This is a genomic window from Lentzea sp. NPDC092896 (assembly GCF_044754905.1).
GTDB lineage: Bacteria > Actinomycetota > Actinomycetes > Mycobacteriales > Pseudonocardiaceae > Lentzea.
Genome location: NZ_JBIVPX010000011.1, coordinates 37,054 through 55,255 on the forward strand (window position 1 = coordinate 37,054; position 18,202 = coordinate 55,255).

Annotated in this window: 21 protein-coding genes; 18 read left to right on the plus strand and 3 right to left on the minus strand. The window is 67.2% G+C overall.

The annotated features are described in order from the left end of the window. Window positions 1–23 precede the first annotated feature (23 nt). The 15 genes from rpsE to truA all read left to right on the plus strand — a co-directional run bounded on the left by rpsE (window position 24) and on the right by truA (window position 10,488). On the plus strand, window positions 24–632 hold the full coding sequence (rpsE, locus tag ACIQF0_RS39235) for a 30S ribosomal protein S5 (protein ID WP_053733140.1): 609 nt from the start codon (window positions 24–26) through the stop codon (window positions 630–632). 2 nt (window positions 633–634) lie between these two features. Beyond that, window positions 635–820, plus strand: a complete 186-nt coding sequence (gene rpmD, locus ACIQF0_RS39240; RefSeq protein WP_030478313.1) for a 50S ribosomal protein L30 — start codon at window positions 635–637, stop codon at window positions 818–820. Next, window positions 817–1,260, plus strand: a complete 444-nt coding sequence (gene rplO / locus ACIQF0_RS39245; protein WP_030478314.1) for a 50S ribosomal protein L15 — start codon at window positions 817–819, stop codon at window positions 1,258–1,260. The genes rpmD and rplO overlap by 4 nt, the downstream gene beginning before the upstream one ends. Before the next feature lie 879 nt (window positions 1,261–2,139). Next, entirely contained in the window at window positions 2,140–3,450 is a 1,311-nt protein-coding gene (secY, locus tag ACIQF0_RS39250; protein WP_360049060.1) for a preprotein translocase subunit SecY, read from the plus strand. Beyond that, window positions 3,451–4,011 (plus strand): adenylate kinase, encoded by a 561-nt coding sequence (locus ACIQF0_RS39255; protein ID WP_330272342.1) that lies wholly within the window; start codon window positions 3,451–3,453, stop codon window positions 4,009–4,011. A gap of 59 nt (window positions 4,012–4,070) precedes the next feature. Beyond that, window positions 4,071–4,853 carry a type I methionyl aminopeptidase gene (map, locus tag ACIQF0_RS39260; RefSeq protein WP_360049064.1) on the plus strand — a complete coding sequence of 261 codons (783 nt, stop codon included), beginning with the start codon at window positions 4,071–4,073 and terminating at the stop codon, window positions 4,851–4,853. 207 nt (window positions 4,854–5,060) lie between these two features. Then, entirely contained in the window at window positions 5,061–5,642 is a 582-nt protein-coding gene (locus ACIQF0_RS39265) for a hypothetical protein (protein ID WP_401038642.1), read from the plus strand. 122 nt (window positions 5,643–5,764) lie between these two features. After that, window positions 5,765–5,986, plus strand: coding sequence for a translation initiation factor IF-1 (infA, locus tag ACIQF0_RS39270; protein ID WP_005166804.1), 222 nt, complete (start codon window positions 5,765–5,767; stop codon window positions 5,984–5,986). A gap of 25 nt (window positions 5,987–6,011) precedes the next feature. Then, window positions 6,012–6,125 (plus strand): 50S ribosomal protein L36, encoded by a 114-nt coding sequence (rpmJ, locus tag ACIQF0_RS39275; RefSeq protein WP_010148647.1) that lies wholly within the window; start codon window positions 6,012–6,014, stop codon window positions 6,123–6,125. Window positions 6,126–6,342: 217 nt separating this feature from the next. Next, window positions 6,343–6,723 (plus strand): 30S ribosomal protein S13, encoded by a 381-nt coding sequence (gene rpsM, locus ACIQF0_RS39280; protein ID WP_089915254.1) that lies wholly within the window; start codon window positions 6,343–6,345, stop codon window positions 6,721–6,723. Between the two features lie 37 nt (window positions 6,724–6,760). Beyond that, the gene (gene rpsK / locus ACIQF0_RS39285) at window positions 6,761–7,168 is read left to right on the plus strand and encodes a 30S ribosomal protein S11 (RefSeq protein WP_030478320.1); all 408 of its coding nucleotides are present in this window, start codon (window positions 6,761–6,763) and stop codon (window positions 7,166–7,168) included. A 23-nt stretch (window positions 7,169–7,191) separates the two neighbouring features. Continuing rightward, a complete protein-coding gene (gene rpsD / locus ACIQF0_RS39290; protein ID WP_045309822.1) occupies window positions 7,192–7,797 on the plus strand; it encodes a 30S ribosomal protein S4 in 606 nt (201 codons plus the stop codon). Window positions 7,798–7,948: 151 nt separating this feature from the next. Next, the gene (locus ACIQF0_RS39295; protein ID WP_030478322.1) at window positions 7,949–9,007 is read left to right on the plus strand and encodes a DNA-directed RNA polymerase subunit alpha; all 1,059 of its coding nucleotides are present in this window, start codon (window positions 7,949–7,951) and stop codon (window positions 9,005–9,007) included. A gap of 51 nt (window positions 9,008–9,058) precedes the next feature. Then, complete coding sequence (gene rplQ, locus ACIQF0_RS39300) at window positions 9,059–9,622, plus strand: 50S ribosomal protein L17 (RefSeq protein WP_319976926.1); 564 nt, start codon at window positions 9,059–9,061, stop codon at window positions 9,620–9,622. Between the two features lie 59 nt (window positions 9,623–9,681). After that, window positions 9,682–10,488: a tRNA pseudouridine(38-40) synthase TruA gene (gene truA, locus ACIQF0_RS39305; protein WP_401038647.1), complete on the plus strand. Its 807-nt coding sequence runs from the start codon at window positions 9,682–9,684 to the stop codon at window positions 10,486–10,488. A gap of 599 nt (window positions 10,489–11,087) precedes the next feature. Here the strand turns inward: truA and ACIQF0_RS39310 are convergent. The 3 genes from ACIQF0_RS39310 to eccE form a co-directional block, all read right to left on the minus strand. Continuing rightward, the gene (locus tag ACIQF0_RS39310; RefSeq protein ID WP_401038649.1) at window positions 11,088–12,650 is read right to left on the minus strand and encodes a S8 family peptidase; all 1,563 of its coding nucleotides are present in this window, start codon (window positions 12,648–12,650) and stop codon (window positions 11,088–11,090) included. A 221-nt stretch (window positions 12,651–12,871) separates the two neighbouring features. Beyond that, window positions 12,872–13,600 (minus strand): hypothetical protein, encoded by a 729-nt coding sequence (locus ACIQF0_RS39315; protein ID WP_360048345.1) that lies wholly within the window; start codon window positions 13,598–13,600, stop codon window positions 12,872–12,874. Next, complete coding sequence (gene eccE, locus ACIQF0_RS39320) at window positions 13,597–14,805, minus strand: type VII secretion protein EccE (RefSeq protein ID WP_401038650.1); 1,209 nt, start codon at window positions 14,803–14,805, stop codon at window positions 13,597–13,599. The genes ACIQF0_RS39315 and eccE overlap by 4 nt, the downstream gene beginning before the upstream one ends. A gap of 270 nt (window positions 14,806–15,075) precedes the next feature. Here eccE and eccB point away from each other — a divergent pair, with 270 nt between their 5' ends. The 3 genes from eccB to ACIQF0_RS39335 all read left to right on the plus strand — a co-directional run bounded on the left by eccB (window position 15,076) and on the right by ACIQF0_RS39335 (window position 18,189). Continuing rightward, window positions 15,076–16,692, plus strand: coding sequence for a type VII secretion protein EccB (gene eccB, locus ACIQF0_RS39325; protein ID WP_401038651.1), 1,617 nt, complete (start codon window positions 15,076–15,078; stop codon window positions 16,690–16,692). Between the two features lie 85 nt (window positions 16,693–16,777). Continuing rightward, entirely contained in the window at window positions 16,778–17,095 is a 318-nt protein-coding gene (locus tag ACIQF0_RS39330; protein WP_401038653.1) for a hypothetical protein, read from the plus strand. 8 nt (window positions 17,096–17,103) lie between these two features. Beyond that, window positions 17,104–18,189: a WXG100 family type VII secretion target gene (locus ACIQF0_RS39335; protein WP_401038655.1), complete on the plus strand. Its 1,086-nt coding sequence runs from the start codon at window positions 17,104–17,106 to the stop codon at window positions 18,187–18,189. Window positions 18,190–18,202 lie beyond the last annotated feature (13 nt).

Sequence of the window (18,202 nt, forward strand, 5' to 3'; positions counted from 1 at the left end):
ACCGGAATTGAGAGGGACGCCTGATGCCAGGACGTACGCGTCGCGAAGGCGGCGGGGGCGAGCGCGGAGAGCGCCGCGACCGTCGTGACGGCGGCCGCGGCGGCGCGGCCCAGGAGAAGACCCCCCACCTCGAGCGCGTGGTTGCGATCAACCGCGTCTCCAAGGTGGTCAAGGGTGGTCGTCGTTTCAGCTTCACCGCGCTCGTCGTGGTGGGTGACGGCGACGGCATGGTCGGCGTCGGTTACGGCAAGGCCAAGGAAGTTCCCGCGGCCATCGCCAAGGGTGTCGAGGAAGCGAAGAAGAACTTCTTCCGCGTGCCTCGCATCGCCGGCACCATCCCCCACCCGATCCAGGGTGAGAAGGCCGCTGGTGTGGTCCTGCTGCGTCCGGCCTCGGCCGGTACCGGTGTCATCGCGGGTGGCGCTGTCCGCGCCGTCCTCGAGTGCGCCGGCGTGCACGACGTGCTGTCGAAGTCCCTGGGCTCCGACAACGCGATCAACATCGTGCACGCGACCGTGGCGGCCCTCAAGGGCCTGCAGCGTCCCGAAGAGGTCGCGGCCCGTCGTGGCCTGCCCCTCGAGGACGTCGCTCCCGCCGGCATGATCCGCGCTCGCGCGGGTCAGGGGGTGTGATCATGGCTCAGCTCAAGATCACCCAGGTGAAGAGCACCATCGGTACCAAGCACAACCACCGCGAGTCGATGCGCACCCTCGGGCTGCGCAAGATCCGTCAGTCGGTCGTGCGTGAGGACACCCCCCAGGTTCTCGGCCTGATCAACGCCGTGCGCCACCTGGTGGTTGTTGAGGAGGTCCAGTCGTGACCATCAAGATCCACGATCTGCGTCCCGCCCCCGGTGCCAAGACCGCCAAGACCCGCGTTGGTCGTGGTGAAGGCTCCAAGGGCAAGACCGCCGGCCGCGGTACGAAGGGCACGGGCGCTCGCAAGAACGTCTCGCCGCGCTTCGAAGGTGGCCAGATGCCGCTGCACATGCGGCTTCCGAAGCTCAAGGGCTTCAAGAACCCGTTCCGCACCGAGTACCAGGTCGTGAACGTTTCCTCGATCGCTGCCTCCTTCCCGGAGGGTGGCTCGGTGGACGTTCCCGCGCTGGTGCTGGCCGGGCTGGTCCGCAAGGGCTCGCTCGTCAAGGTGCTGGGTGACGGTGACGTCAGCGTCAAGCTGGACGTCACGGCTGACAAGTTCTCCAAGACCGCTGTGGAGAAGCTGGCCGCCGCTGGTGGGTCTTCCACCGTGGCGTCCTGACGTTCTTGTTTTAGAACGTGTCTGAAGGGCCCTGAGGCTTTGCCTCGGGGCCCTTTGGCGTGTCCGGTGGGGCTGCGTGTGCGGGTCTTGTTGCGTGCGGGCCGTTGCCGTTCCAGCGGGGTTGGTCGCGTTCCTGACGTTCCGTCGCCTTGCGAGGGTGGTCCATCAGGCAGTGACGAAGTGCGGGGTTGCGATTGGGGCTTGACCTTGAGCCTCTAGCTGGGCGCGTAGTCGGCCTCAAAGCCGGGGATTAAAGCGCCCCGGCCGAGCCCAGACAGGGTGGCACCCAGCCCCTCAAGGTCAAGCCCCAATCGCCATGAGCGGGGCTTACCGCTACCCAGGCGGTAGAGGTTCACACGGCTCGCCTTCGGCATCGCGCCGCCAGGCTTCGTCCGTGGTTGCTTTCGTTGTTGGGCGTCTGGTGGCACCGCGCGGTGCCGGTTGCGATGGCACCAAGGGGGCCGCGCGGGGTCGGCTTGCGTTGGCGGGCGGCGGATGGCACCGCGCGGGTCGTTTCGTTGCCTGGCCCTGTGCAAGCGCGGGCGGTTGGTGACGTCCTCGGGCTTGGTGCGGGGTTCGCTTTGCGGATATTTCTCGGGGGAACTTCGAGGGGCCGGCGGACGTTCGCGGACGGCGTAAAAGCCGGTCGTAGCACGGATTTGCAGCGGGAACTGACCCGGATGGCCTAGTGGTGTGGTCAGAGATCAACGAGTTGAAACCTGTGATTGGCCACTGGGTACGACCAGCTCGTTGGGGGCTGTTAGTGTTGCCTGCTGAACCCGGATGTCCTCCGGGTTGCTTGGTCGTGGCTACCTGACTCGGCCTGCCAACTACCGCATGTGCCGGTCCCTGGGGGTCGGCAACGCTCAGGAGGTTCGCGTGCTCGGCGCATTCCGCTCGGCTCTCGCGACGCCGGATCTACGCAAGAAGATCCTGTTCACGCTCGGGATCATCATTGTGTACCGGCTTGGTGCGACCATGCCCGCGCCGGGCGTGTCCTTCAAGAACGTGCGGGCGTGTGCTGAAGCGCTCGAAGGTCAGAACATCTACTCGCTGATCAACCTGTTCAGCGGTGGCGCGCTGCTGAACCTGTCCGTGTTCGCGCTGGGCATCATGCCCTACATCACCGCGAGCATCATCATCCAGCTGCTCACCGTGGTCATCCCGCGGTTCGAGCAGTTGAAGAAGGAAGGACAGGCTGGTCAGGGCAAGCTGACCCAGTACACGCGGTACCTGACGATCGGGCTGGCGATCCTGCAGTCGACCGGTCTCGTGGCGCTGGCGGTGCGCGGGCAGCTGTTCGGTGAGTGCGACCAGGACGTCATTCCCGGCAAGGACAGCATCTTCACCCTCATCGTGCTGGTCATCACCATGACCGCCGGTACCTCGGTCATCATGTGGCTGGGTGAGCTGATCACCGAGAAGGGCATCGGCAACGGCATGTCGCTGCTGATCTTCACCGGTATCGCCGCCCGCATCCCGGCCGAGGGCAAGAACATCCTCGACAAGGACAAGCTCACGTTCGCCCTCGTGATCGTGGCTGCGCTGATCATCATCGCGAGCGTCATCTACGTCGAGCAGGCCCAGCGTCGCATCCCGGTGCAGTACGCCAAGCGCATGATCGGTCGCCGCATGTACGGCGGCACGTCGACCTACCTCCCCCTCAAGGTGAACCAGGCCGGCGTCATCCCGGTCATCTTCGCCTCGTCGCTGCTCTACCTGCCGGACCTGATCGTGCGTCTCACCCAGGGCTCCTCGACCGAGACGAACTGGTTCTCCACGTTCGTCCAGACCTATCTGGTCAAGCAGTCGAGCTGGGTGCACATCGCCGCGTACTTCCTGCTGATCGTCTTCTTCACGTACTTCTACGTCGGCATCACGTTCAACCCGGACGAGCGCGCTGACGAGATGAAGAAGTTCGGTGGCTTCATCCCCGGCATCCGTCCTGGACGCCCGACCGCCGAGTACCTCAAGTTCGTGCTGGGCCGCATCACGCTTCCCGGTTCGCTCTACCTCGGCATCGTGGCGATCCTGCCGAACCTGTTCCTGGACCTGACCGGTGACGGCCAGAACCAGAACTTCCCGTTCGGCGGCACCGCGGTTCTGATCATGGTCGGTGTCGGTCTCGACACCGTGAAGCAGATCGAGAGCCAGCTCATGCAGCGCAATTACGAAGGGTTCCTCCGCTAGATGCGACTCGTTCTCGTTGGCCCGCCCGGTGCGGGCAAGGGCACCCAGGCCGAAGTTCTGAGCCGCAAGCTCGGCGTGCCGCACATCTCGACGGGCGACCTCTTCCGGTCACACATCAGCAACCAGACCGAGCTCGGGCTGGAGGTGCAGAGCATCCTCGACGAGGGCGCTCTCGTGCCGGACTCCATCACGAACGAGATGGTGCGCAAGCGCTTGGCCGAGTCCGACGCCGCGGACGGGTTCCTGCTCGACGGGTTCCCCCGCAACGTCGCCCAGGCCGACACGCTGGGCGAGTTCCTCGCTGTCGACGACCACTCGCTCGACGCGGTGCTGGAGTTCCGGGTCGACGAGGACGTCGTGGTGGAGCGGCTGCTCGCACGCGGGCGCACGGACGACAAGGAAGAAGTCATCCGGCACCGCCAGCAGGTGTACCGCAACGAGACCGCGCCGCTGCTGAGCTACTACGCGGAGAAGGTCATCTCCATCGACGCGGTCGGCGAGATCGACGAGATCAGCGAGCGGGCGCTTGCCGCGCTCGGCTCGTTGCGCGACGAGAAGTGACAGGTGGACTGCTTGACCGGCTCCGCTCCGTCATTTCAGGTGCAACAGGTAGTGAAGGCATGAGCAAGATCGAGATCAAGACCCCCGGCCAGCTGGAGGCCATGCGCGCCTCCGGCCTGGTCGTGGCACGGGCGTTGCGCAACGTCGTCGACGCGGTGAAGCCCGGGGTCTCCACGTGGGAGCTCGACGAGATCGCCGAGCAGACCATCCGCGACGCCGGCGCCATCCCGTCGTTCAAGGGCTACCACGGCTTCCCGGCGAGCATCTGCGCGTCGGTGAACGAGCAGATCGTCCACGGGATTCCGAGCAGGACGCAGGTGCTGGCCGAAGGGGATCTGATCTCCATCGACTGCGGTGCGATCCTCGACGACTGGCACGGCGACTCGGCCGTGACGGTCGGCGTCGGCACGCTGTCTCCCGCGGACCACAAGCTGTCCGAGGCGACCAGGCTGTCGATGCTCGCGGGCATCGAGGCCGCGGTGCCCGGTGGCCGGCTCACCGACATCTCGTTCGCCATCGAGTCCTCGGCCATCGAGTCGGGGGAGCGCGACGGCATCGAGTACGGCGTCGTGGCGGACTACGGCGGCCACGGCATCGGTTCCAAGATGCACATGGAGCCGTTCCTGCCGAACTTCGGCAAGCCGGGCAAGGGCCCGCGGCTCAAGGTCGGCATGGCCATCGCGATCGAGCCGATGCTGACGCTCGGCACCGACGACTCCCAGGAGCTCGAGGACGGCTGGACCGTCATCACGCTCGACGGCACGCGTGCCGCGCACTGGGAGCACAGCGTCGCGATCACCGAGGACGGTCCCTGGGTGCTCACCGCGCCCGAGGAAGGCTAAGCGCCCCAACGGTTTTGGACATGACCCCGCTCACCTGCCCGGTGAGCGGGGTTATTTCGTTTGTCAGCCTCGATACGGTCGTGGTGACGAACGAGTCCAATGCTTGGGGGCATTGTGGGGGTAACCCGTTTCGTCCTGTCCGCGCTTCTGATTCCACTTGCAGGCTGTGCTGCCTCTAAGCCGGCCACCGACTTCACCTACCAGGACGTGCCGGCGGAGCGGATCGCCGACCGGATCTTCCTGGCCGATGCCATCGCGGCGACCGAGGGCTGCTCACCGCCGTTCTCCGACGTCGTCGTTTGGCGCCCGAACTTCATCAGCCCGCCGCCGCCGGTCGACGGCGGCTGCGGGGGCAGCGTCCGTGCCTCCGCGTCGTGGGAGTACGTCGACGCCGTGAGTCGCATCACGGTGCTGCACGACGTCGTCGTGCGGGAGTGGGACGCCCTGCTCCAGTCAGGTCCGGAGGCCGCGGAGACACGGGCGACCGCGGCGACGTTGCTGCACTGCCTCGACCGTGCGGGGTTCATCCAACGCGAACCAGGCGAGCCGAGTCCGGTGAGCTACGGCATCGGATCCGGCGACGCCGCGCTCAACAACGCAGCTCAGAGGTGTTCCGACGACACCGCGTACGGGGCCAGGACCGCGGCCCAGCGCCTGCGGACGTTGAAGTCCGTGCTCGGCAGGCACGAGTCCGAGATCAACGACATCGCGCGGCTGCGGCCCGTGCTCGAACGGGGTGCGCAGCCCGGCAGCGGCCCTGAGCGGACCCGATTTGGGTTGCCGCTGTGAACTGCGTACACTGGTCAGGTGGCGCACCAGTCGCGCCGGTTCAGTCATGCCCTTGCAGGTGAGATCGAACCGGGCTGACGCGCGTCCAAAGGTTATTACAACTGTCACGAAACGCGGAGGACATGGGCAAGAAGGACGGGGCCATTGAGGTCGAGGGCCGCGTAGTCGAGCCGCTCCCCAACGCGATGTTCAGGGTCGAGTTGGAGAACGGTCACAAGGTACTCGCGCACATCAGCGGCAAGATGCGACAGCACTACATCCGCATCCTCCCTGAGGACCGGGTTGTCGTGGAGCTCTCGCCCTACGACCTGTCCCGCGGGCGCATCGTCTACCGCTACAAGTGACCTCCAGTAGCAGGAGATCTCAGGCGTGAAGGTCCAGCCGAGCGTCAAGAAGATCTGCGACAAGTGCAAGGTGATCCGCCGTCACGGGCGGGTCATGGTGATCTGCGAGAACCTGCGCCACAAGCAGCGCCAGGGCTGAGCAGCTCCACCGCGCGCTCGTCGAGATCCTCGATGACGCAGTAACGAGAATCTCCTCGCACCTACCGCACGCAGGGCTTCCAGCGTGCGGACACCCCCGGATTCCAGGCCGGGGCCGGGACACCGGCTGTGAGAGCAGCCGGAACGACATAGCGAGTCAGTCACCGGAATTGGGCGAGGAGCAGACCTGGAAGTAATCGACAGGAGTTAATCGCCACATGGCACGACTCGCTGGCGTCGACCTCCCCCGCGAAAAGCGGATGGAGATCGCGCTCACCTACATCTTCGGCATCGGTCGTACGCGCTCCAAGGAGCTGCTCGCCGCCACGGAGATCTCCCCGGACCTCCGGGTGAAGGATCTGACGGACGACGACCTCGCCAAGCTGCGGGACCACATCGAGACGAACTACAAGGTCGAGGGTGACCTTCGCCGTGAGGTTCAGGCCGACATCCGTCGCAAGATGGAGATCGGCTGCTACGAGGGTCTTCGGCACCGTCGCGGCCTGCCCGTTCGCGGTCAGCGCACCAAGACGAACGCCCGTACCCGCAAGGGTCCGAAGAAGACTGTCGCCGGCAAGAAGAAGGCCGGCAAGAAGTAAGACCTCGCGTCTACTGCCCTCAACTTAGGAGCTCGTTTTGCCACCGAAGTCCCGCACGGGCGCCGGGGTCAAGAAGATCCGGCGCAAGGAAAAGAAGAACGTCTCGCACGGCCAGGCGCACATCAAGAGCACGTTCAACAACACCATCGTGTCCATCACGGACCCGCTGGGCAACGTGATCAGCTGGGCGTCCGCCGGCCACGTGGGCTTCAAGGGCTCGCGCAAGTCCACGCCGTTCGCGGCGCAGATGGCTGCCGAGAACGCCGCCCGCAAGGCCGCCGAGCACGGCATGCGCAAGGTGGACGTGTTCGTGAAGGGTCCCGGCTCCGGCCGCGAGACCGCGATCCGTTCGCTGCAGGCCGCCGGTCTCGAGGTCGGCACCATTCAGGACGTGACCCCGCAGCCCCACAACGGCTGCCGCCCGCCCAAGCGGCGCCGGGTCTGAGGCACGGGGAGGAGTAAGAACTAATGGCTCGTTACACGGGACCTGCGACGCGTATCTCGCGTCGCCTCAAGGTTGACCTCGTTGGTGGGGACCAGGCGTTCGAGCGCCGTCCGTACCCGCCCGGCCAGCACGGCCGCGGTCGGGTCAAGGAGTCCGAGTACCTGCTGCAGCTCCAGGAGAAGCAGAAGGCTCGTTACACCTACGGCGTCCTTGAGAAGCAGTTCGTCCGCTACTACAAGGAAGCGGTTCGTCGCCCCGGCAAGACCGGCGAGAACCTGCTCCAGATCCTCGAGGCCCGCCTCGACAACGTGGTGTACCGCGCGGGCCTCGCCCGCACGCGTCGCCAGGCTCGCCAGCTGGTCAGCCACGGGCACTTTCTGGTCAACGGCCACAAGGTGAACATCCCGAGCTACCAGGTGTCGAAGTTCGACATCATCGACGTGAAGCCGAAGTCCATGCCGACGCTGCCCTTCGAGGCTGCTCGCGCGTCCTTCGGTGACCGCCCGATTCCCGCTTGGCTGCAGGTCGTCGCCTCGAACCTGCGCATCCTCGTGCACCAGCTGCCCGAGCGCGCGCAGATCGACACGCCTGTCACCGAGCAGCTCATCGTCGAGCTCTACTCGAAGTGATCCTCTCCGAGCCACCGTCTGCTTTGGACGGTGGCTCGGGTCGGGTCCCGCATCGGCGCGAAGGGTGTGCCGAGTGCGTTTGCCGGTCTTCGTGGCTGGCTGTTGTTGACGGCGTCAAATAGCGGGCGTCGTTGTCGAAAGGTTGAATCCAGTGCTGATTTCCCAGCGCCCCTCGCTCGCCGAGGAAGCGGTCTCCGAGACCCGTTCCCGGTTCGTCATCGAACCGCTGGAGCCGGGCTTCGGCTACACGCTCGGCAACTCGATCCGCCGCACGCTGCTCTCGTCGATTCCCGGTGCTGCTGTCACGAGCATCCGCATCGACGGCGTGCTGCACGAGTTCACCACGGTTCCCGGGGTGAAGGAGGACGTCACCGACGTCATCCTGAACCTCAAGGAGCTCGTCGTCTCGTCCGAAGAGGACGAGCCGGTGACCATGTACCTGCGCAAGCAGGGCCCTGGTGTGGTGACCGCGGGCGACATCGTGCCTCCGGCCGGTGTCACCGTGCACAACCCCGACCTGCACATCGCGACCCTGAACGGCAAGGGGAAGCTGGAGATCGAGCTCGTCGTCGAGCGCGGTCGCGGCTACGTCCCGGCTGTCCAGAACAAGCAGGCGGGCGCCGAGATCGGCCGCATCCCCGTCGACTCGATCTACTCGCCGGTTCTCAAGGTGACGTACAAGGTCGAGGCCACGCGTGTCGAGCAGCGGACGGACTTCGACAAGCTGATTCTCGACGTGGAGAGCAAGCCCTCGATCACTCCGAGGGACGCAGTTGCCTCCGCGGGTAAGACCCTGGTCGAGCTGTTCGGTCTCGCTCGCGAGCTGAACATCGACGCCGAGGGCATCGAGATCGGCCCGTCGCCGGCCGAGGCCGACACCATCGCCGCGTTCGCGATGCCTATTGAGGATCTGGACCTCACGGTCCGTTCCTACAACTGCTTGAAGCGGGAAGGCATCCACACCGTCGGCGAGCTCGTGTCGCGCAGCGAAGCGGACCTGCTGGACATCCGCAACTTCGGTGCGAAGTCGATCGACGAGGTCAAGATGAAGCTCGTCGGCCTCGGTCTCGCCCTGAAGGACTCGCCTCCTGGATTCGACCCGTCCGCGGCTGCTGCCGACTACCACCCCGGTGACACGGGCTGGGGCGCCGGTACCGGCCTGGACCCGCACGACGACGGTCAGGACTACGCGGAGACCGAGCAGCTCTGACGCTCTGATTCAGAGCTAGAGGATCTCTTTTAGTTACTACAGGAGCAAGCGATGCCCACCCCTACCAAGGGCCCCCGGCTCGGTGGGTCTCCGGCGCACGAGCGGCTGCTGCTCGCCAACCTGGCGACGGCGCTGTTCCAGCACGGCCGGATCAAGACCACTGAGGCCAAGGCGAAGCGGCTGCGTCCGTACGCCGAGAAGATCATCTCCAAGGCCAAGGCCGGCGACCTGCACAACCGTCGCGAGATCATGAAGGTGATCCGCGACAAGGACGTCGTGCACAAGCTGATCGCCGAGATCGGTCCGTTCTTCAGCGACCGCTCCGGTGGCTACACCCGCATCACCAAGACGCTGGCGCGCAAGGGCGACAACGCCCCCATGGCCATCATCGAGCTGGTGCAGCAGAAGCTCGTCTCCACCGAGGCCGAGGCTGCGCGCAAGACCAAGTTCGCCAAGGACGAGAAGCCGGCCGAGGCCGCTGTCGTCGAGGCTGACGCCGACGAGACCAAGGCCGAGGACGCCGTCGAGGTTGACGGCGAGCCGACCGCTGAGGCCGTTGAGGCTGAAGAGGCGAAGGACGACGAGGCCAAGGACGAGTCGAAGGACAAGTCCTGACCGGTTCGACCGCTGACGAGCCCGCCGCTCCCCTTGCTGGGGGCGGCGGGCTTGTTCGTGTGCGGTTCGACCTGGGCTACGACGGCACCGAGTTCTCCGGCTGGGCTCGGCAGCCTTCGCGGCGGACCGTTTGCGGCGTTCTCGAGGACACGCTCTCGATGGTGCTGCGGGAGGACGTCTCGCTGACCGTGGCCGGGCGCACCGATGCCGGGGTGCATGCGTCTGGGCAGGTTGCACACGCTGATCTGCCTTCGTCGGTTGATGTTGATGCGTTGCCCAAGCGGTTGGCTCGGGCGTTGCCCTCCGATGTGCGGGTGTTCGGTGCTCGGGTGGTGCCTGTCGCCTTTGACGCTCGGTTTTCTGCCTTGCGGAGGCACTACGAGTACCGGGTTTCGGATGCTGACTTCGGCGCGCATCCGTTGCGGCGGTTGGACACCCTGGCCTGGCCTCGTCCGCTGGACGTTGGCGCCATGAACGTTGCCGCTGGGCTTTTGCTGGGGGAGCACGACTTTTGCGCGTTCTGCAAGCGGCGTGAGGGGGCCACGACCATCCGGGAGCTGCAGCGGCTTGAGCTGGTGCGATCCGAGGTTGATGGCGTGATCACGGCGTTCGTGTCCGCTGACGCGTTCTGCCACTCGATGGTTCGGTCGCTCATCGGGGCGTTGCTGGCTGTTGGGGAGGGGAGGAAGGCGGTTGAGTGGCCTTCCTCGTTGTTGTCGCTCAGTGGGCGCGCCAGCGGGGTCACCGTGGCTCCTGCTCATGGGTTGTCGCTGGTGCGGGTGGATTTTCCTGGGGATTCGGAGTTGGCGGCTCGGGCTGAGGCGACTCGGCGGGTTCGGACGTTGTCGGATCCTCTGAGCACGTGACGTTGGGATTTGCCGTCCGTGGTCGCCTTGCGGGCGGCGACCTTGCGGTTGCGTGCTTCCCCTGGGGCTCTGCCCCAGACCCCGGCAATCTGATCAGGGGGTCCACGCCACGCGCGGGTAGATGGCACGCCTGTTGATTTGGGCGGCTGCGTGTTGCTTTGGTGTGTGGGGTGCGGTGGGGTCCCATCACGAGCCGCACCAAGAGCGGGCCACATGCGAGAAGGGGTGTCAACTCGACGAAAAGCGTGTCGAGTTGACACCCCTTCTCGCATGCAGCAAGTGCTGTGATGCGACTCGTGATGGGACCCCACCGCCTGCCCGCTTGGTAAGAACTGCTCGCCTTCGGCATCGCGATCGATCAGGTGCTTGCGTGGCGCGCGCTCTGACTGTTCGCCTTCGGCGTCGCGGATGGTCTGGCGCTCACCCTCGCTTTGCTTGCGGGAGTGTCAGACCTGCTCGTTAGGTTGGGTCGCGGGGGATCCTGAATCCAAGGGGACCCCTGTGTGAGCCTGCCTGCGTTGTGGTGGCCCTCTCCTGCTTCGGAAAGGGAGGAGCCCCCGGCGGGGGGACCGGGGGCTCCGAGGGGTGGTGCGGCTGGCTTAGATGTCGAGCGTCCACGAGTCGATGTAGCCCGTGTCCTGGCGGTAGAGGTCGCGGACTCGCAGTTGCCAGGTGCCGTTGGCGTCCTCGGCTGCCACGTTGACCGCGTAGGTGGCGTTGACGTCGTCAGCTGCGTCCGAGCCACTGGAGACCTTCAGGACCTTCACGGTGCCTGAGGGGGCGATGAGGGACAGTTCCAGGTCGCCCCGGTAGGTGTGCTTGATGGCCACCTTCACGGAGCCGGTGGTGCTGGCCTTGCCGTTGCAGTCGGCGATGGTGATTGCCGACTTGACCTCGCTGGCGTCCGGGATGGCCGTGTCGGTGTCGTTCGTGACTGCCGGGCACTGGCCCGGGGGGTTGCCGGGGGCCGTGCCGGTGATCTGGAGGAGCTTGTTCGGCGAGCCGGTGCCGGGGGAGGTGACAACGTCGGAGCTGGCGTTGTCGACGAGGGCGTCCCGGACCTGCTGCGGGGTGGCGGTGGGGGCCGAGCCCAGGTAGACGGCCGCCGCGCCGACTACGTGGGGAGTGGCCATCGAGGTGCCGCTGATGGTGTTGGTGGCCTCGTCGTTCGTGAGCCAGGCACTCGTGATGTCGCGGCCTGGGGCGAAGATGTCGAGGCAGGTGCCGAGGTTCGAGAACGAGCTGCGGGCGTCGGTGCGGTCCGTTGAGCCCACGGTGATGGCTTCCGGGGTGCGGGCCGGGGAGGTGTTGCAGGCGTTGCCGCCGTTGTCGTTGCCTGCTGCCAGGCCGTAGGTGACGCCTGCGGCGATGGAGCGGGCCACGGCGTCGTCGACGGTCTGGTTGGCGCCGCCGCCGAGGGACATGTTGGCCACCGCGGGCTTGCGGGCCGGGTTGGCCTGGACGTCCGCGGTGACCCAGTCGATGCCGGCGATGACGCCCGCGAAGGTGCCGGAGCCCGAGCAGTTCAGGACTCGGACGGCTACCAGCTTCACGTCCTTCGCGACGCCGAACTTCGTGCCGCCGACGGTGCCCGCGACGTGGGTTCCGTGGCCGTTGCAGTCCGTGGCGTCGGCATCGTTGTCAACGGTGTCGGTTCCCGACACGGCGCGGCCGCCGAAGTCCGTGTGGGTGAGGCGGATGCCGGTGTCGATGATGTAGGCGGTGACGCCCGCGCCGCGGTTCGGGTAGGTGTAGCTGTTGTCCAGCGGGAGTGTGCGCTGGTCGATGCGGTCGAGGCCCCAGGACGGGGTCGGGGTCTGCGTCTCCGAGATGCGGACCTGGCCGTCCTGCTCGACGTAGGCGACGGCCGGGTCTGCGGCCAGGCGCTTGGCCTGGGTCTCGGACATCTGCGCCGAGAAACCGCGCAAAGCGGACTTGTAAGTGTGCTTCACCTGCGCGCCGTACTTAGCGCTGAGGTTCTCCGCGCTTGACGTGCTGATGTCCTTCAGGACGACGATGTAGTTGTCCTTCACCGCGTTGGACGCACCGAGGTTGCGAATCTCCCCCTCGGGCGCAGCGGTGGCGGAGACGGACGACAGGACGAGCGCAGTGCCCGCCACCAGTCCGATTCCGGCCGCTCGTCTGGCCCACGATTCTCCCATAGCAGCAAGCTCCCTCGTCGCAGGGTTGTGCAGGTGAGAGTTTTCTTAGTGGCGCGGACTGATTTCGCACAAGAAGGTCCACGAAATTGCCTTCGAATGGCGAATCAACAGATTTGCTCAGTGATGTGAATTAGTTGGTGCAGCTGATCTCTTTACAAAACAATTGCGCCCCGAACGGTTGTCCGTTCGGGGCGCAAGTTTCGCCTATATTGCCGAGCGTCTCAATCGCCTCGGCGCACTGCTCCGAGGATCTGCTGTTCGGCCGGGGTCGTGTAGAGGCGCAGGTGCGCCCACATGTCCTGGCCCATCGCGATGACCTGGTCGTCCTTGAGCTGCGTCAGCTGCTGGAACATCTGCGGGCGCAGGCGCCACATCTGGCCGGCGAGCTGGGCCTGGCCCATCGGGAGGCGCTGCAGCAGCACGAGGTCCGCGTTGTTCGCCGTGGACGACGCCTGCGGGTGCAGGTACGGCAGCACGTACATCGTGGTCTGCCACGCCGCGCGCGGCGGGAACAGCTCCTGCGGGACGTGGCCGCCGTCGTGGATCACGAGCAGCGGCATGTCCTCGGTCGGGCGCGGGAGGTCCGCCGGGGACAGTCGGCGCAACTGCACCAACTGAGACGGACGGCCGTCCGGGCCCTGGCCCGCGGCGCGCACGACCGGCTGCCACGCCTGCGGGCGGCCCGTCGCGATGATGATCCACGCTCCGGTCGCCATGGCGCGCAACGCGATCTGGCGGGCCAGGTACAGGCCGCCGACGACCACCATGCGGGTCGGCGTCGGGCGCAGGACGGACACGCTGAGCGGCTCGCCCTGCGTGCCCTGGCCGAGCATCATGCCGCCGCGGTCGCCGCTGGGGCTGACCAGGTCGAGCATGTTCGGCGACACCAGGAACTCCGGAGCCACCGCGCCTCGGCCGCGCGTGTCGAGCAGACGGGACGACGAGCTCATGCCACACCTCCCAGCGGCAGCGTCGCGGCGAGACCCGCGAGCTGCATGCCCCGCAACGGGGTCAGCGTGATGTCGAGCTTGTCACCCAGCTTCGAGAGCTGGTCCTCGGCCCTGTCCAACTCGCTCGGCGTGCGGGCGGACACCCGCACCAGGCCGCGCAGCGACACCTGACCGTCCTCACGGGACGGTGAGATGGACATCGCGAGCGTCGACGAGAGAGCGCGCACACCGGTCAGCGAGTTCAGGTTGCCCTTGAGGCCCTTCGACGGCCAGCCGGTGATCGCGTAGCTCGCGTGACCGACGCCACCCGCGGTGACGCCCTTCCACTTCTCCCGCAGCGACACCGGGTTCGTGTTGCCGACGGCCGCGGTCAGCTCGGCCGACGAGATCGCCGCGCGCAGCAGCTCGTCCGAGTCGAGCGGGCGGATCGTCACACCGGCGGACTCCAGGGCGTTGCGGACGCGGGACAACGCGCCGATCAACGCGCGGTGTGCGCCGACGACGCCGCCGCCGCGCTCCCGGATCGCCTCGCCACAGCGGCGCGGGTCCAGCCGGACCGTGATCCACGTGGTGCGCCGGGCCGCCGCGGGCAGCGGGCCGAGCACCTCCATGTACGAGCTGATGGCCGGCGAGTTCGGCGGAAGTGCCGCGCTGCCGGGGTAGCAGTGCCAGATCACGGTGATCGCGTCGAGCACGACACCGCGGTCCTCGAGGCACGGTGTGAGCGCTCCCAGGGGCAGTGACGGCGCCGAGCCGACCGCGGAGATCAGCGGTGGCGTCGGGTCGACCAGCAGCACCGCGGTCCACACGCCGTCGTGCCACGACAGCGCGAGCGGACGGCGTTCGTGGTCGACGCCCTTGGCGATCACCAGGTCCGGGATCGCGAGGCGCAGCAACGCGACGCGCGGGTCCTCCGGGCCGAGCACCTGCAACTCGTCGTCACCGGGCTTGGACTCCGTCTGCTCCTGGCGCTTCGCGGTGCGGGTGTGCGACCGGAAGTTGTAGCGCAGCCGGACGCCGATCCACTGGGTCAGCCAGCGACCACGCGATCGGGTGAACGCCAGGATCAGTGCGATGAGGAGCACACCGCCGGCGATCGAGACGGAGACGACGTTCAGCGCGCCGTTGGCCTCCTTGACGCCCATGATCGCGAGCACGAGGAGGGCGATGGCGAGACCGACCTCGATCGTGACTACGTTCGACACGGGCAACGAGCCGAGGCTCACGCCCGCGGCTCTGCGACGGACACGCCCGACCGGACGCGGAGGCGCGGGTGCCTGCTGGCCAGGACCCGCGGGTCCCTGCGGCCGTGCCATCCCTGGGTTGGGCCGGGGCGGATGTGGAGTGGTCACGGACATCCGTTGTGGTCTCTTTCCCCTCGATGGTCGGTGGGCTTGGCGAACCGGCCCACGGAGCAACCTGCGTCCGGCTATCCTGCCGAACCGTACCGCGACTGGGAGAGCAGCGAGCCGAGAATGGCATCAACACCCACCACCAAGTCACAGGTCCAGGCCTACCAATTCGTCCTGCGGCGGATGCAGTCAGCACTTGTCCGCAGAGACGCTGTGATGCTGCACGACCCCATGCGCAACCACTCGCGCGCGACAGCGGTGGGTGTGGTGCTGGGCGTAGTCGGTCTGATCGGCTTCCTCGTGGTCGGTCTTTTCAGCCCGGCACCGCGGCTGGACGACCAGACCCAGATCGCCATCAGCAAGGAGACCGGCCAGGTCTACGTCGTCGACAGCGCGCCGCGGCGCCTGGTCCCGATGACGAACCTGGCGTCGGCCCGGCTGCTCTGGTACTCGCGCAACAACCCGGACGCGCAGCAGGGTCAGGGCGGCGGCGACGCACCGGCCGGCACCGCGGGCGCTCCCCAGGAGGCGGCCGGCGGCATCCCGAAGCTGGTGAGCGAGTCGGCCCTGGCGAACCTTCCGCGCGGCAGGCTCACCGGTCTGCCGGACGCGCCGGACGTGCTGCCGAAGCAGAACCTGCGGATCGACGCGCAGTGGTCCGTCTGCGACACCCTGAACCTGGACGAGTTCCGCGAGAACCAGGCGGCGGAGAACGAGATCAAGACCTCGGTGATCGCGGGTGTCAGCGAGGGCAACTCCCAGCTGGGAGAGGAAGCCGTGCTGGTGGAACAGCAGAACGGCGCCAAGAAGACGTACCTGATCTACAAGAAGCCGGACAGCCGCACCGACATCTCGTCGTCGACGGTCCGCGCCGAGGTGGACCTCAAGAACGACAAGGTCGTCAACGCCCTGAAGCTGGGCGGCAAGCAGGCGCGGTCGATCAGCACGGCGCTGCTCACGACGATCCCCGAGGTCTCCCCGCTGGCCGCGCCGATCATCCCGAACCAGGGCAAGCAGGCGACCTACGTCACCGAGACCACCGTCAAGATCGGTGAGGTCGTCCAGGTCGAGCGGCAGAACGGCTTCGAGTCCATGGTGGCGCTCGAGGACGGCTTCCAGACCGTCGACGAGACCGTCGGCGACCTGCTGCGCTGGGCGTACTCGAACAACAACAAGTCGGTCAGGCTCTCGCCGAGCGCGATCGCGAACCACAAGGACCCGAAGAACCCGCTGAAGCTCGACTCCTTCCCGAAGCAGATCCCCAGCACGCTCGAGGCGAACGCCGGCAACACCGTGCTGTGCCTGGGCTGGAAGGCCGACAACTACACCGAGCAGACCAAGGCCGAGCACACGACGGTCACGATCGGCTCGAAGCTGCCCGGCCCCAAGGACATGGCTCCGGTCGAGCTGAACGCGGTGGGTGCGGCCGGCGAGATCATCGACCAGTTCCTGATGCTGCCGGGCAAGGCCGCGGTCGTGCGGGCGAGCCAGGGCAAGGGTGACTTCGGCACCGGACCGGTGCAGGTCGTGACGGGTCGCGGCGTGCGCTACGGCGTACCGGACGGCGGCACCGCGGCGGCGCTGGGTCTCGACGGGACGTTCCCGCCGGCTCCGAACCAGATCCTGAGCCTGTTGCCGATGGGACCGCAGCTCAACAAGAACGAGGCCAACCGCAGCTACGACTCGATCCCGGCGCCCAAGGGCACCATCAAGGATCCGCAGGCGGCCGTTCAGAAGTAGCTCAGAAGTAGCGGAACCGCTCCGGGTGCATCACCGTCGAATGCGACGAAACGCACCCGGAGTTTTTCGTAGGGGGGACAGAGTCGTGGCCGGTCGGATCAGCGTCGATGCCGAGTGGTTGGAGAAGTACGCCGACCGCATCGACGGGACGACGGACGATCTGAGGCGGGTGCGGGACGCCATGAAGGTGTCCCCTCTGCGCCCGCAGTCGTTCGGCGAGATCGGCAGAACCGTCGGTACCGCCCAGGCTTACGCGCGTGCCGCCGAGCTGCTCAACTCGCAGCTCGGCCGGGCCTGTGAGGCGCTCGACGCGGCTTCCAAGGGCCTGCACGCCGTCGCCGCGCAGCACGGGCAGGGCGACGAGGAGAGCTTGCAGGCCATCAAGAAGGCCGACCGGCGGTAGGGGGAGCTGTGGTCAAGGACGGCAAGCAGATCGCGGCCGAGGTCGGTCCCGAGCTCGACTACCTCTCACGGGTGAGCCGCAAGCTCGGTGTCGTGGACCTCGTGCACGACTTCTTCGACCCGCTGGTGGGCGACTGGAACGACCTGCGCGAGGAAGCCGAACGCTGGCGCAAGGCCGCGAAGGTGACCGAGGCGGTCAACAAGCACGTCTCCGAGCCGCTGGGCGGGGTCGACGCGCGGTGGGAGGGCAAGGACGCCGACGCGTTCCTCGACCACATGCGCAAGGTGGGCCTCGCGGGTGGCGACCTGTCCGACGCGATGAACGCGATGGCGGACGCGCTGGAGGAGACCGCGGACGGCGTGCGGGTCATCGTGCAGGACATGGCGCACGTGCTCGCCGACGCCGCCGACTCGGTGTCCGGCACGGCCTCGTTGCCGATGGAGGGCGACCAGCGCGCGATCAGGCACATCGAGGAGCTCAAGCACCCGGTCCGCGAACTGCACGAGTCCGCGCGGCAGGTGCTGGAGGCGTTCCTCAAGCTGTGCGACGGGGTCTCCGGTGAGGCCGGCGGCTTCGAGGCCGTCCGGATGGAGCACAAGTACCCCGAGCAGAACTGGACCTACACGGCGCCGGCCAAGCCCGAGACGAAGATGCCCGAACCGGCGAAGGCCTCGGCCACGGCCGCCGCGGGCAGTGCCGCGTCAGGCGGTGGCGCGTCCGGTGGCGTCCCGGTCGGCGGCGGTGGTGGCGGTGTGGGTGCCGGTGGAGTCGGTTCGGTCGGCGCGCCTGCCGCCGCGGCCCAGCAGCCGATGCAGTTCGGAGGCGCCACAGGCGTCGCTGAGCAGGTTCCGCTGGCGGACAAGGGTGCTGGGGCCGGACAGGCCGCCGCGGCCGCTGGTGGCCGTCCTGGGGCCGCTTCCGGCGGCGGCATGATGGGCGGCGGCATGGCGCCGATGATGGGTGGCATGGGTGGTGGCGGGCAGCAGGGCGGCGACAAGGAGCACAAGCCGAAGCAGCGGCTGACCGGCTCGATCGACGATCTGCTCGGCAAACCCAAGAAGGCCGCGCCGAAGACGATCGGTGACGACGACTGAAACTCCTCCAGAT